The sequence below is a fragment of the Candidatus Poriferisodalis sp. genome, from assembly GCF_965205175.1.
Lineage (GTDB): Bacteria > Actinomycetota > Acidimicrobiia > Acidimicrobiales > Poriferisodalaceae > Poriferisodalis.
Genome location: NZ_OZ242038.1, coordinates 1,641,683 through 1,654,939, shown reverse-complemented (window position 1 = coordinate 1,654,939; position 13,257 = coordinate 1,641,683). Strand labels below are relative to the sequence as shown.

The 13,257-nt window shown below is 68.1% G+C and carries 12 protein-coding genes; 8 read left to right on the top strand and 4 right to left on the bottom strand.

Translation table 11 applies throughout. From position 1 onward, the window contains the following. Nucleotides 1-49: 49 nt before the first annotated feature. Genes ACOGI4_RS07305 through ACOGI4_RS07285 form a run of 5 tightly spaced genes read left to right on the top strand, consistent with a single transcriptional unit; the run spans nucleotide 50 to nucleotide 5,612 of the window. Nucleotides 50-1,654: an NAD(P)-binding domain-containing protein gene (locus ACOGI4_RS07305; RefSeq protein WP_419841023.1), complete on the top strand. Its 1,605-nt coding sequence runs from the start codon at nucleotides 50-52 to the stop codon at nucleotides 1,652-1,654. Between the two features lie 23 nt (nucleotides 1,655-1,677). Further along, a complete protein-coding gene (locus ACOGI4_RS07300; RefSeq protein WP_419841022.1) occupies nucleotides 1,678-2,829 on the top strand; it encodes an acyl-CoA dehydrogenase family protein in 1,152 nt (383 codons plus the stop codon). After that, complete coding sequence (locus ACOGI4_RS07295; RefSeq protein WP_419841021.1) at nucleotides 2,826-3,944, top strand: acyl-CoA dehydrogenase family protein; 1,119 nt, start codon at nucleotides 2,826-2,828, stop codon at nucleotides 3,942-3,944. The genes ACOGI4_RS07300 and ACOGI4_RS07295 overlap by 4 nt, the downstream gene beginning before the upstream one ends. A 1-nt stretch (nucleotide 3,945) precedes the next feature. Further along, entirely contained in the window at nucleotides 3,946-4,791 is an 846-nt protein-coding gene (locus ACOGI4_RS07290) for an enoyl-CoA hydratase/isomerase family protein (protein WP_419841020.1), read from the top strand. Beyond that, nucleotides 4,791-5,612, top strand: coding sequence for an acyl-CoA thioesterase (locus tag ACOGI4_RS07285; RefSeq protein WP_419841019.1), 822 nt, complete (start codon nucleotides 4,791-4,793; stop codon nucleotides 5,610-5,612). The genes ACOGI4_RS07290 and ACOGI4_RS07285 overlap by 1 nt, the downstream gene beginning before the upstream one ends. A 48-nt stretch (nucleotides 5,613-5,660) precedes the next feature. Here ACOGI4_RS07285 and ACOGI4_RS07280 read toward each other — a convergent pair whose 3' ends face one another. Beyond that, nucleotides 5,661-6,134 carry an ArsI/CadI family heavy metal resistance metalloenzyme gene (locus ACOGI4_RS07280; protein WP_419841018.1) on the bottom strand — a complete coding sequence of 158 codons (474 nt, stop codon included), beginning with the start codon at nucleotides 6,132-6,134 and terminating at the stop codon, nucleotides 5,661-5,663. A gap of 116 nt (nucleotides 6,135-6,250) precedes the next feature. Here ACOGI4_RS07280 and ACOGI4_RS07275 point away from each other — a divergent pair, with 116 nt between their 5' ends. The 3 genes from ACOGI4_RS07275 to ACOGI4_RS07265 all read left to right on the top strand — a co-directional run bounded on the left by ACOGI4_RS07275 (nucleotide 6,251) and on the right by ACOGI4_RS07265 (nucleotide 9,519). Continuing rightward, nucleotides 6,251-7,027, top strand: coding sequence for a 2-keto-4-pentenoate hydratase (locus ACOGI4_RS07275; RefSeq protein WP_419841017.1), 777 nt, complete (start codon nucleotides 6,251-6,253; stop codon nucleotides 7,025-7,027). Beyond that, the gene (locus ACOGI4_RS07270) at nucleotides 7,024-8,061 is read left to right on the top strand and encodes a D-2-hydroxyacid dehydrogenase (protein WP_419841016.1); all 1,038 of its coding nucleotides are present in this window, start codon (nucleotides 7,024-7,026) and stop codon (nucleotides 8,059-8,061) included. The genes ACOGI4_RS07275 and ACOGI4_RS07270 overlap by 4 nt, the downstream gene beginning before the upstream one ends. Before the next feature lie 123 nt (nucleotides 8,062-8,184). After that, a complete protein-coding gene (locus tag ACOGI4_RS07265) occupies nucleotides 8,185-9,519 on the top strand; it encodes a bifunctional o-acetylhomoserine/o-acetylserine sulfhydrylase (RefSeq protein WP_419841015.1) in 1,335 nt (444 codons plus the stop codon). Nucleotides 9,520-9,567: 48 nt separating this feature from the next. Here ACOGI4_RS07265 and ACOGI4_RS07260 read toward each other — a convergent pair whose 3' ends face one another. Genes ACOGI4_RS07260 through ACOGI4_RS07250 form a run of 3 tightly spaced genes read right to left on the bottom strand, consistent with a single transcriptional unit; the run spans nucleotide 9,568 to nucleotide 13,225 of the window. Beyond that, on the bottom strand, nucleotides 9,568-10,773 hold the full coding sequence (locus ACOGI4_RS07260) for a CaiB/BaiF CoA transferase family protein (protein ID WP_419841014.1): 1,206 nt from the start codon (nucleotides 10,771-10,773) through the stop codon (nucleotides 9,568-9,570). Beyond that, the gene (locus ACOGI4_RS07255) at nucleotides 10,770-11,822 is read right to left on the bottom strand and encodes a glycosyltransferase family 2 protein (protein WP_419841013.1); all 1,053 of its coding nucleotides are present in this window, start codon (nucleotides 11,820-11,822) and stop codon (nucleotides 10,770-10,772) included. Before ACOGI4_RS07255 ends, ACOGI4_RS07260 begins: the two co-directional genes overlap by 4 nt. Further along, nucleotides 11,819-13,225, bottom strand: coding sequence for a sugar transferase (locus ACOGI4_RS07250; protein WP_419841012.1), 1,407 nt, complete (start codon nucleotides 13,223-13,225; stop codon nucleotides 11,819-11,821). Before ACOGI4_RS07250 ends, ACOGI4_RS07255 begins: the two co-directional genes overlap by 4 nt. Nucleotides 13,226-13,257: the final 32 nt, after the last annotated feature.

Sequence of the window (13,257 nt, the reverse complement as noted above, 5' to 3'; positions counted from 1 at the left end):
ATCACTTCGCCCGGGCCCATTCGGCAGCCCTTCGCTAGCCTGTGCGCCCGTGAGCAGCGAGGACGTGGCCGGTGTCCACGATGTCGTAGTGGTCGGCGCGGGATTCGCCGGCATGTTCATGCTCCACCGGCTGCGCGAGCTGGGCTTCGACGCTGTCGTGGTCGAGCGGGCGGGCGGGGTGGGCGGCACGTGGTACTGGAACCGGTACCCCGGCGCCCGCTGCGACGTCGAGTCGATGCAGTACTCCTACTCGTTCGATCCCCAACTCGAGCAGGAATGGGAATGGTCCGAGCGCTATTCGGGCCAGCCCGAGATCCTGCGCTACGCCAACCATGTCGCCGACCGCTACGACCTGCGCCGCGACATCCGCTTCGACACCACCGTGGAGCAAGCCGACTGGGACGACGAGGCACGCCAGTGGCTGCTGCTGACTGACCGCGGCGTCTATCGGGCGCGCTTCGTGGTGATGGCCACCGGTTGCTTGTCCACCACCAACGAGCCGGTGTTCGAAGGCGCGCAGACCTTCGCCGGCGCCACGTACCACACAGGCAGCTGGCCGCACGAGGGCGTGGACTTCGGCGGCCAGTCGGTGGCGGTGATCGGCACCGGGTCCTCGGCCATTCAGGCCATCCCGGTCATTGCGGAGGAGTGCGCGGCGCTGACGGTGTTCCAGCGCACGCCGAACTACTCGGTCCCGGCTCGCAACCAGCCGCTCGACCCGGCCGAGCAGGCCGACTGGAAGGCCAGCTACCGCGAGCGGCGGGCCGAGATGCTCGACCAGCGGGCAGCCATGTTGCAACGGCTGCCCGACAGCGAGGATCTTGCCAAGGAAGCGACCGAAGACGAGTTCGCCCGGCGTATGGAAGAGCGATGGGCGGTGGGCGGCTTCACGTTCTACCGCGGCTACGGCGACATCGTGTTCGACGCCGAGTCGAACGAACGCATCGCAGCGTTCGTGCGCGGCAAGATCGCCGACATCGTGGACGATCCCGAGGTCGCTGCCCTGCTCACGCCGCACAACACCATCGCCTGCAAGCGGCCGTGCCTCGACACCCGCTACTACGAGACGTTCAACCAGCCGCATGTGCGCTTGGTGGACGTGTCGCAGACGCCCATCGAGCGCATCTGTGCCGCCGGCGTGGTGGTCGACGGTCAGGAGTACCCAGCCGATGCCATCGTGTATGCGACTGGCTTCGACGCGATGACCGGCACGCTGCTGCGCATGAACATCACCGGACGCAGCGGCAGGCGGCTGGCTGACCACTGGGATGCAGGACCGCGTACGTACTTGGGACTGGGCATCGCCGGTTTTCCGAACCTGTTCACCGTCTCGGGTCCCGGCAGCCCGTCAGTGCTCACCAACATGATTCCGTCCATCGAGCAGCACGTCGAGTGGATTGGGCGCTGTCTCGTCGAGCTGCGCGAGCGCGGCGCCGCCACCATCGAGGCGGAACCCGATGCCGAGGCATCTTGGGTGGACCACGTCAATGCCGTCGCAGACCTCACGCTGTACCCGACCTGCAACTCGTGGTACCTGGGAGCGAACATTCCCGGCAAGACGCGGGTGTTCATGCCGCTGCCCGGCTTCCCGCCCTACGTGGAGGTGTGCGAGGACGTGGCGGCCGACAACTACCGCGGCTTCGCCGTCGCCTGACCCCGATTCTGCAGAGGCCGCTGATGAGATTCACACCCACCGAGCTGACCGGACCTGAACTGGAACTGCAAGCAGAGGTGCGCGAGTTCTTGGCCGCGGAGCTGCCGCCCGGCAGTCACGTCCCGTGCTTGGGCATGGCCGCGGATCACGACCGCGAATTCTCCGCCAAGATGGCCGCACGGGGTTGGGTGGGCATGGCGCTGCCGTCGCGCTGGGGCGGCGCGGATCGCACCGCGGTGCAGCGCTTCATCGTGGTCGAGGAGATGCTGCGCTGGGGGGCCCCGGTCGGACACCACTGGGTGGCAGACCGCCAGACCGGCGCGGTCATCTGGAAGTTCGGCACCGACGAGCAGCGCGAGCGGTTCCTGCCGGCGATCTGCCGGGGCGAGCTGGGCTTCTCCATCGGCATGAGCGAACCCGACAGCGGCTCGGATTTGGCATCGGTGTCGACGCGGGCTGAGCGGGCCGAAGACGGCTGGGTGGTCAACGGCACCAAGATCTGGACGTCGATGGCCCACGTGAACGACTGGTTCATCTGCTTGCTGCGCACGGCGCCCATGGAGGACGGCAACAAGCACGCCGGACTGTCGCAGTTCCTGATCGATCTGCGATCGCCGGGCCTCGACATCAGCCCGATCCCGTTTCTGGACGGCAGCCATCACTTCAACGAGGTGACGTTCCACGACGTGTTCGTGCCGGATGGCAATGTGGTGGGCCAGCCGGGCATGGGCTGGCACCAGAACACCACCGAGATGGCCTACGAGCGCGGCGGACCCGACCGCTGGCTGTCGCCGTTCTCGACCGTGGAGCAGCTGCTGCGCGAAGCGGCTGGCACGCCGCTCGGCGACGCAGCATCTGATCTGCTCGGCGAGCTGGCCGCCCGCTGGTGGGGCATCCGGAACCTGTCGCTTTCGGTGGCACGGCTGATCGACGAGGGCGAGGCGCCGTCGGTGGAATCCGCGTTGGTGAAGGAGATGGGCACCCGCTTCGAGCAGGAAGTCGTCGAGCAGTTGGTGCAGCTCGTCGACGAGGAGTACTCGCCGGAATCCGCATCGCTGTTCGAACGTCTGCTGGCGCAGTGCGTGGTGACGTTCCCAGGCAACACGATCCGGGGCGGCACCATCGAGATCCTGCGCTCGGTGGCCTCCAAGGGACTCCAAGGACTGCCCGCATGAAGGTACCTGCGCCGGCGCCGGTCGTGGTGGACGAGCTGGTCACCGAGACCGCTGATCGGCTGTTCGGCGAATGGTGTACGCACGAAGCGGCGCAGGCCGCCGAGGAAGCCGGCTGCGCACCCGACCTCTGGGAGGCGTTCTGCGCCACCGGATTCGACCTCATCGCGATCCCTGAGCGCGCCGGCGGATCGGGCGGCACGCTCGCAGAAGCCATGGAGGTGCTGCGCTTGGTCGGCTACCACGCGGCACCGATTCCGGCTGCCGAGCACGGCATGCTGGGCGGCTGGCTGCTGGCACAAGCGGGACTCGAGCGCCCGGACGGCTTGGTCACCGTCTTGCCGCCGCGGACGGCCGACGGCGGCTGGTCTGGCTGCGGGAGCTGCTCGGTGGAGATCGCCGACGACGGCATCGCGAGGCTGACCGGCGAGGCCCGCAGAGTGCCATGGGCGCGCATCTCCGAGGTCATCGCGTGCGTCTGCGAACACGACGGGCACACGTGGGTGGTCTGCGTACCCGCAGATCAGTGCGCGATCGCGCCGCTGCCCAACATGGCGGGCGAGCCCCGCGACACGGTCCGCTTCGATGGCGCCACAGGTCACGCGGCACCCGCGCCCGACGGAGTCGACGCCGCCGCGCTGGCGCAGCGCGGCGCGCTGTCGCGAGCAGCGCTGATGGCGGGCGCCATCGAGAAGATGTGCCAGCTGACGGTCAGCTACACGAATGAGCGAGTCCAGTTCGGCCGACCGGTGGCACGCTTCCAAGCCGTGCAGCAGCACCTCGTGTGGGCAGCGCAGGATGCCGCGCTGGTGCGCATGGCAGCCGAGGCAGCGGCACGTGAGGCAACCCGAGGGGACGCACGATTCGAGATTGCCGCCGCCAAGCTGGTAGCCAATCAGGCGGCGGCGCGGGCCACGAAGGCTTGCCACCAGGCTCACGGCGCGATGGGCATGACCCAGGAGTATCCGCTGCACCACTTCAGCCGTCGGTTGTGGAGCTGGCGCAAGGAGTACGGCTCGGACGCACACTGGGCGGGCGTGCTCGGACAGATGGCCACCGGCGTCGGCGCAGACGGCCTGTATCCGCTCATCACCGCAGGAACCGCAGGCCTGGGCTGACATGAACCGTTTGCCGGAAGCCGAGCCGACATTCGAGGCTGCCTTCGACGATTTCGGTCGGTACGGAGATGTCTCGGTCCAGCTCAGCGGGGACCATGTCGCGGTCGTGGAGATCGGTCGACCGCCTCACAACTTCTTCGACTTGGAGCTGATCGACAGCTTGGCGGCCGCATTCGGCGACCTTGACGCCGAGGACCGGTGCCGGGCCAGTGTCTTGTGCTCGGAGGGCAAGAACTTCTGCGCCGGGGCGCAGTTCGGCAGCGACGGCGAGCGTGGCGGCACCGTCGCTGCTGCGGACGGTAGCGGCGGTCGGCGTCATCTCTACGACGCAGCGTTCGAGCTGTTCTCCCAGCGCAAGCCGGTGGTGGCCGCGATTCAGGGAGCGGCAGTGGGAGGCGGGCTGGGCGTGGCCTGCTTCCCCGACTTCCGCATCGCTGCACCCGAAGCCCGGTTCAGCGCCAATTTCGCTCGGCTGGGCTTTCATCACGGCTTCGGTCTGACGGTGACACTGCCTCGCCTGGTGGGACATCAGCGGGCACTGGACCTGCTCTACAGCGGCCGACGCGTCAAGGGCGACGAGGCTGTCGAGATCGGTCTGGCCGACGAGCTGGTCCCGCTGGCGGAGCTGCGCCGAGCCGCGTACGGCTTCGCCCATCAGATCGCCGTGTCTGCGCCACTGGCCGTCGAGTCCATCCGCCACACCATGCGCGGCCACTTGGCCGACGCCGTCAAGGCGGCCACCGATCACGAGAAGGCCGAGCAGGACCGCCTGCGCTCCACCGACGACTGGCGCGAGGGCGTCAGCGCCGTCAACGAGCGCCGCACGCCCAACTTCACGCGCAGCTGATGAACACCGCCGCGCCGACGACCTACGGCGAGATGATGTTCCTCGAACAGCACGGGCCCGATACCTACGTGGGCGTCAGCCCCGAGTACCTGTGGGGCCGGATCTACGGCGGACAAGTCATCGCGCAGGGCCTGTGGGCGGCGTTCGGAACCGTCGACGAGGAATTCGCGCTGCACTCGGTACACGCCTACTTCATACGTGGCGGAACACTGGACGAGCCGGTTCGCTACGAGGTGGACCGGCTCCGCAACGGCCGCTCATTTTGCACCCGTGCGGTCGTGGCCCGCCAGAGCGGGGGCGCGATCTTGAACCTGTCGTGCTCGTTCCACGTGGCCGAGCAGGACGCCGAAGTCCAGACGGCACGCATGCCGCTCGCGCCGAGCCCGGACGACTGCCGTGACAGCGACGACGAGCGCTGGCCCTGGATCATGGAACGGCGCCGATTGCACAGCTATCCGGGGTCAGGCCAGTCGATGGGCTGGGTTCGCATCACCGACCCGATCGACGACGACGCGCGCCTGCACATCTGCGGGCTGGCATTCACCTCCGACGCCATTCAGTTCGACGCGGCGCGTTCGCTGCACCCCTTGCAGGTGCCCCCGGGGCAGTACCAAGCGTCGTTCATGGGCGCTTCGCTGGATCACGCGATGTGGTTCCACCGCCCGCTGCGGGCCGACGAGTGGCACCTGTACCAGTTCGACTGCCACGGCCTCACCAGTGCACGGGGCATGACGGTGGGCAATTTGTTCGCGACCGACGGCCGCCACATCGCGACGATCGCTCAAGAGGTGCTGCTGCGCGAACGCAAGCCCAAGGGCTGACAGCCACAACGTCGGGCACGTTCAGCCTCGTGTCCGCTGCGCTGACGGCTACGCGCAGCAGCGGTCTGCTGAGCGGCTCGATGATCCTTGGCCTGAAGGCCCTTGGCTCACACGTTCCAGGCCGTCGCCTCGGCGCGAGAGCACCACGTTGGCCATGACCTCGGCATCGCCCTGCTTGACGTACCACTCCCACTCGATGCCATGGGGATCAGTGGCCCACGTCTCCACTTTCTCGGCGTAGCAGCACATGGTCTCATCGATGGTGGAGGTGGTGAGACCGGCCTCGGCCATGCGGGCATGAGCGTGCTCCACCTCGCTCGCAGATTCGGTCTCGACGCCGAGATGGTTGATGGTGCCGCCTGCGCCGGCCGATTCGAACAGCACCAGCTTGAGCGGCGGCTCGTCGAGGGCGAAGTTCGCATACCCCGCTCGCCGCTTGGCCGGTTCGGCACCGAACAACCGCGAGTAGAAGTCGACCGCTTCGTCGATGTCGTCCACGTTGAGCGCCAGCTGCAACCTCACGACCCCACATTAGGGAGCGTGCGGCACACCGCGCGAGACGATGCCGGACACGCTCACTCACCAGCCGCGGCGACCTGTTACGTTCTCCAGCCTCTCAAGCTCTAAGGTGCCCCGCTGTGACCGCGCCGCTGATCAACGCCGCACAGCTCGCCGCAGCAGAGGCGCTAGCTGCCTACCTCGCCGGCGGGGGCGATGCACCGACCGAGATCTTTGCCAAGCTGAGCTTCGAGGACGGCCTCGCCATTCAGTGCGAGATGCAGCGGCGAGCCGTCGCTGCCGGGGCCATCCACGTGGGCTGGAAGGTCGGTCTCACCTCGGATCGAGCCCGCATCGCGGTCGGCGTCGACGAGCGGCCCTTCGGGCACCTCAACCGTGTGCTGGCATCGCCCGCAGTCATCCCGTCGAGCGAGATCCGTCACGCCAGCATCGAGCCCGAACTGTGCTTCGTCATCGGCGATCGCATCGCAGGCCACGACGTCGACCCGGCTGCGGTGCCCGCACGAATCGCCAAGGTGTGCGCGGGGTTCGAGATCAACGAGGCGCGGGTGACCGTCGGGGGCTGCATCGCCCTGCTCGTCGCCGACAACCTCACGAACTGGGCAGCGGTGCAAGGCTCGGGGGCACTGGTTCCGCCCGCGACCGAGCTCGACCGTTGCATCGTGACGGTGACCTGCGACGGCGAGGAGCGACTGGCCTGCACGGCAGGCGACGAGGTGGACAATCCCTACCTGTCCATTGCCTGTCTGGCGGCAACGCTGCACCGCTATGGCTTGGCGCTCGAACCTGGTCAACGCGTGATCACCGGCGCGTACGCCCGCTTCCGAGTCGAGGCGGGTCAGCGCTGGCAGGCTCGCTATGCGGGCATCGGCGACGTCGAGGCGGTCATCGCGTGAGCGCCGGCCTCTGTGGCCCGACGCTGCTCCCGACACAGCTAGAGCGGCCTGAGGCGCCGCTCAACGTGCTCGTGACCAAGACGCTCACGCTGCCCGACGTCACTTCGGCCGATGCGACCGCGATACGCGAGGCCGCCGGGCCGGGCGCCGTGGTGAACATCGTGGACCGGCCGCGAGACGGCGTGGCGGTGGCCGCGGACGCTCAGGTGATTCTGGGCATCGTGCCCGAATGGCTGTTCGACGCGGCGCCCCGTCTGCGCTGGGTCCACGCGACGGCATCGGGCGTGGACATGTTCATGTACCCGAAGTTCGTGGAGAGCGACGTCGTGCTCACCGGCGAGAAGGGTCTGGTGGGCAGCCACTTGGCAGACCACGCCTTCGGGCTGCTGCTGGCGCTGGTGCGGCGCATCGCCACCGCCGTCAAGCTCGGCCCCGAGGCGTGGGATCACGATGTCCGCGAGCACATGCGCAGGCGCGAGCTGGAACTCGAAGGACTGACGATGGGCATCCTGGGCTTCGGCGGCACGGGCCGCCATCTCGCCCGCCGCGCAGTGGCGTTCGGCATGCGGGTGCAGGCCATGGACCTATTCCCGGTGCCGCCGAGCGACGGCGTCGAATCGGTCGGCGGGCCCGACTCGCTGCGCGACATCGTGGCCACGAGCGATGTTCTGGCCCTAGGGCTGCCCCTCACCGACGCGACCAGGAACATGTTCGATGACGACATGTTCGCGACGATGCCCGACGGCGCCATCTTGTTGAACGTCACCCGCGGCGAGATCATCGACGGGCCATCGCTGGAGCGCGCCCTGGCTGCCGGCCGGATCGGCGGCGCCGCCCTCGATGTAGCGCCAGTGGAGCCGCTCGATGCCCGCAGCCCGCTGTGGGGCTTCGAACACTGCGTCATGACGCCCCACACCGCCGGCGCGAGCCAGCATCGGGCGCAGCGCAACCTGGAACGGTTCTGCCGCAACCTGCTCGCGCTGCGGCACGGTCGCCCGCTCGAGGGCGTCGTGGACAAGCTGTCGGGGTTCTAGACCGGGGAACATCGCAAAAGCTGACCTGTTGCGTCAGGTTTCGCCTGTACAGTGTTGCGCACTCGGCAAATCCGCCGAGTCAGGCATTGCCCGCCTTATGGGGCGTAAGAAATGGAGCTCGACATGAGCACAACACCCACAGACCCACTCGCAGAGCTGGGATTCGAAACACGAATGGTCCATGCGGGCCAAGCGCCGGACAGCGCCACCAACGCCCGCGCCGTGCCGATCTACCAGACCACGTCGTTCACTTTCGACAGCTCCGAGCATGCGCAGAACCTGTTCGGTCTGGCCGAGATCGGCAACATCTACACCCGCATCATGAACCCGACCCAGCACGTGCTCGAAGAGCGCATCAGCGCGCTCGAGGGCGGCGTGCGCACCGCAGTGGGACTTCCCGGCGCGCTGGCGCTGGCTTCGGGGCAGGCGGCGGAGACGTTGGCAGTGCTCAACTTGGCGGAGGCGGGCGATCACCTCGTCGCGAGCCCGTCCCTGTACGGGGGCACCTACAACCTGTTCCACTACACGCTGCCCAAGATGGGCATCGAGGTCACCTTCGTCCAGGATCCCGACGACATCGACTCGTGGCGAGACGCCGTGCAGGAGAATACGAAGGCCTTCTACGGCGAGTCCATCGGCAACCCCAAGAACGACATCTTGGACTTCGAGGCGGTCGCGGACGCCGCGCACCGTGCAGGTGTTCCGCTGATCGTGGACAACACGGTCCCCTCGCCGTACCTGTGTCGACCGCTGGCGCACGGGGCAGACATCGTGGTTCACTCCGCGACGAAGTTCATCGGCGGTCACGGCACGTCGATCGGCGGACTGATCGTCGACGGCGGCTCGTTCGACTTCGGCGCGTCAGGACGGCATCCGATGTTCACCGAGCCCGATCCCAGCTACCACGGGCTGGCCTACTGGCCTGCGCTGGGCGCCGGATCGTTCATCCTCAAGGCCAGGCTGCAGCTCTTGCGCGACATCGGTGCCGCAGTGTCGCCGATGAACGCGTTCTTGTTCCTGCAGGGCATCGAGACGCTGTCGCTGCGCATGGAGCGGCACGTGGCCAACGCTGTGGCGGTCGCTGAGTACCTCGAGGGCCATCCGCAGGTCGAATGGGTGCTCTACGCGGGTCTGGCGTCGAGTCCCTACCACGGCCTCGCGCGCAAGTACCTGCCCAACGGCGCAGGCTCGGTGCTCGCCTTCGGCATCGACGGCGGCCTCAAGGCCGGCCAGAAGTTCGTGGAGAGCCTGCGGCTGCACAGCCACGTCGCCAACATCGGCGACGTCCGCAGCCTGGCGATCCATCCGGCTAGCACGACGCACAGCCAGCTGAATCCGCAGGAGCAGTCCGACACGGGAGTCGAGCCGAATCTGGTGCGGCTGTCGGTCGGCATCGAGACCGTCGACGACATCATCGCGGATCTCGACAGCGGCTTCGAAGCCGCTGCTGCCCTCTGAGCTCAGCAGCTCGCTCGGGCCGGCACAGCTCGGGCCGGCACAGCACAGCTAGCTGACGGCACCCGCTTCGCGTAGGGCGGCAATCTCGTCGGGATCCAAGCCGAACTGGCGCAGGATCTCCTCGGTGTGCTCGCCCTGCGCGGGGCTGGGACGGCGGATGGCACCCGACACCCCGTCGATCTGCGTGGCATTGCGCACAACGCGGATATCGCCCAATGTCGGGTGATGCACCGGCGCGGCCATGCCGAGATGGCGGACCTGCGGATCCGCGAACGCTTCGGCGACGCTGTTGACGCGTCCGCACGGAACGCCGGCAGCATTGAGTCGTTCGACCCATTCGTCGCAGCTCGCCCCGCCGAGCCGCTCGCCGATGATGTCGTTCAGCTCGCTGCGGTTGGCCGAGCGCAGCTTCGCCGAGCAGAACCGTTCGTCGTCCGGCAGGTCCGGGCGGCCGATCTCGGAGCAGAATGCGCGCCACAGTCGTCCGCCGGGTGCCGCGATGTTGAGGTGCCCGTCGGCTGCCTGGTAGGTCCCCATGGGGATCATGGTGGGATGGTCGTTGCCGGCCTGGGGCGGATCCTCTCCCGCCACGGTCCAGCGCGCTGCCTGAAAGTCGAGCATGCCGATCATCGACTCCAGCAGCGAGGTGTGTACCCAGCGGCCTTCGCCGGTGCGCTGCCGCTCCACGAGCGCGACCAGCACGCCGATAGCGAGCTGCAATCCGGCGGTGACGTCGCTGATCGCCACCCCGGCACGCACCGGGCCGTGTCCGGGCACGCCCGTCACCGCCATCATGCCGCCGAGGCCCTGGGCGATCTGGTCCACACCTCCGCGCGTGGCATACGGGCCGTCCTGGCCGAAGCCCGAGATCGACCCCATCACGAGCCCAGGGTTCAGCCCATGGAGCGTGTTCCAGTCGAAACCCAGCCGATGCTTGACAGACGGCCGCAGATTCTCGATCAGCACGTCGGCGTGACGCACGAGCCGGTGAAGCAGCGCTCGGCCCGACGGATGTTTCAGATCGATGACCACCGAGCGCTTGTTGCGATGGATGTTGAGGTAGTCCGGCGACGCGGTGCGCCCCTCCTCGAATCCGTTCACGGGCGCATCCACGCGGATCACCTCAGCGCCCCAGTCCGCCAGCTGGCGCACGGCGGTGGGCCCTGCACGCGCGATGGTCAGATCGAGCACGGTGATGTCCGCGAGCGGCAGATCGTCGGCATGTGGCAATTGCTGCGACGACGGGAGGTTCACCGGCCCGCGCCCCGATGACGCCGAGACGCGCGCCCGGTGCGCTTGCGATGCCACCTGGGCCTGCCGCACAGCATGCCTGCACCCCACGCCAGGTGCATGACGGCGAAGGCCGCCGTCGCCCTCACGCGATCGGACCATGCCGGCAGCTTCGAGCGCAGCCGGGAGGCGGCCAGTGTGCATGCACCGAGGTAGACAACCGGCACGATGCCCCCACGGCGCCTGCCACGCGCCAGTTCGACAGCCGACAGCGCCAAGCCGATGGCGAGTGCGGGCGCGACAAGCTGACGCGGCCGCGTCGAGCGCGGGTGACGGCTGATCACCACGCGCTTTGCTGCGCCGTAGTCGAAGTACTGACGCGCCAGCCCCGCCCAGCTGGAACGAGGCTGGTAGTCGACGACCAAGCTCGGGTCGAGCCACACCAAGAGACCCTGCTCGCGCAGACGCCAGTTGAGCTCGTAGTCCTGATTTCGCTCCAGCGACTCGTCGAAGCCGCCCACGCACGCAAGCGCCGCTGCGTCGAACACGCCGAGGTAGACGGTGTCCACCGGCCCCTCAGTGCGCCCTCGCCTGAAGGCGGCGGGGCCTCCGCCGAAGGGCGACGCCAACGCCGCCGCGATGATCCGGCTCACCTTGCAACCACCGACCGGCCGCTGCACGCCGCCGACGTTGGCAGCGCCGGTGCGCTCCATGGCGGCCACCGCCCGCTCGACGTAGTCGGGCGGGAGTCTCGCTTGGGCGTCCACTCGCACGATGACCTCGCCGGTGGCAGCGCCGATCGCCAGGTTGAGACCCGACGACGTCGTGCCGGCGGGGTTCTCGACGACCTGCAACGGCCACGCACATCTGGCGTTGCGAGCGCACAGCGCAGTGTCATCAGAGCTGGGCGCGACCGCCACTAGCACGTCGAGCTTGCCTGTGTAGATCTGCGCGTTCACGGCCTCCAAGCACTCGCCGAGCTGGGCCGCACAGTCGCGCGCCGGAATCACCACGCTGACAGGCGGCCGGCGAGCGGCGACATGCAGCGCGACGCCCGTTGCCGGCGCGTTCACCGGGCGTTGCGTCGGGCCATGACGACGAGGCTCTTCGCCAGAATTTCCCAGTCCAGCACCGGCGACCAGTTGACGACGTACTGCAAGTCGTGGCCGAGCTTGTAACCGGGGTCGGTCTGGTAGTGGGCCTGCGTCTGTGCGAGGCCGGTGATGCCGGGCGGCACATCGTGCCTACGGGCGTAGCCGGCAATCTCGCCTTCGAGCCGTGCAACAATCTGCGGTCGCTCAGGCCGGGGGCCCACCAGCGACATGGTGCCGGTCAGCACGTTCCACAGCTGCGGCAGCTCGTCCAGGCGCGTGCGGCGCAGCCAGCTCATGCCGTTCGTCACCCGCGGATCGTTTGAGGCAGCCAGCACCGGACCGTCGGCCTCCGCGTCGCGCTCCATCGTGCGGAACTTCACGAGCACGAACGGCACTCCTGCTCGCCCCACACGCTCTTGTCGGTAAAGCACCCCGCGGCCGCCCACGACTCTGACATAGAGGGCTACGGCTGCAGCCAGTGGCAGCGCGATCGGCGCCAACAGCGCCAGGTATGCGAGGTCCAAGAGCCGCTTGAAGCGCAGGCGGGACGCCGGCAGCGCATGCTCTCGCAGCGCCACGAACGGCATCCCCCCGATCTGACGAGTGCGCTGGAGCCCCAGCAGCGTGTCCGCCGGCGCAATCAAGCGAAAGACGCCGACGTCTCGTCGTTCGAGTTCGCCGAGAGGCTCGGGATAGACGATCCCCAGCGCTTGGTCTGACACCAGCAGCAGCTCGGTTGCCCCGAGGCGATCGACTTCGGCCACGATCAACGCGGGATCGGTGACGCTGCCCGCGATCACCGCGTCGGTCTCGGCGTCGGCGAGGTGCTGCACAGCCGAAGCGATGTCGCCGGGCGAGCCGACCAGCAGCATGCGAGGTTTGCCGGCCCGCAGCAGGCGTACGCGCCGCGCGCCCCAGCGGTTGAACGAGATCAGCACAGCGCCCGCCACTGCGAGCACGACCAGATTTCCCCGGGGCATCAGGTACCGGCCCGTCAGCAGCGTGACCGTGGCGTCGCAGCCCACCGCCACCAACGTCAGCAGCAAGGCGCGCGGCAGCCATGGCCGATGCCCGATCCGCTGCTCGAATTCGTACAGCCCGCCGAAGTAATAGACGGTCATGTGCAACAAGGTCGCGATCGCGAAGCCGACGAAGTAGTGCGAGCGGGGGTACGTCGGCCAGTCAAACCCGAAGCGCGCCACCGTGATGGCCGCCATCGCCACGAACAGCGTCGCGGCATCGACCAAGTACAAGCAGCGGAATCCTCGCCGCTTGGCAGACGCCGCCGGCACGTTCACGCGGAGTTCATGGTTGCATGCTGTCGCGAGCGCTTCGCTGTCCGCGTCGACGTCCGGGCGTCCAAGACGCTCTTGGACCAACATCTGGCCGATACTACGCTGCGCCTCTTCGGACG

Bases quoted from the DNA above. Each gene is read 5' to 3' on its own strand.
- ACOGI4_RS07285 (WP_419841019.1), top strand. From the start codon at position 4,791: ATGAACACCGCCGCGCCGACGACCTACGGCGAGATGATGTTCCTCGAA.
- ACOGI4_RS07295 (WP_419841021.1), top strand. From the start codon at position 2,826: ATGAAGGTACCTGCGCCGGCGCCGGTCGTGGTGGACGAGCTGGTCACC.
- ACOGI4_RS07290 (WP_419841020.1), top strand. From the start codon at position 3,946: ATGAACCGTTTGCCGGAAGCCGAGCCGACATTCGAGGCTGCCTTCGAC.
- ACOGI4_RS07300 (WP_419841022.1), top strand. From the start codon at position 1,678: ATGAGATTCACACCCACCGAGCTGACCGGACCTGAACTGGAACTGCAA.
- ACOGI4_RS07250 (WP_419841012.1), bottom strand. From the start codon at position 13,225: ATGTTGGTCCAAGAGCGTCTTGGACGCCCGGACGTCGACGCGGACAGC.
- ACOGI4_RS07265 (WP_419841015.1), top strand. From the start codon at position 8,185: ATGAGCACAACACCCACAGACCCACTCGCAGAGCTGGGATTCGAAACA.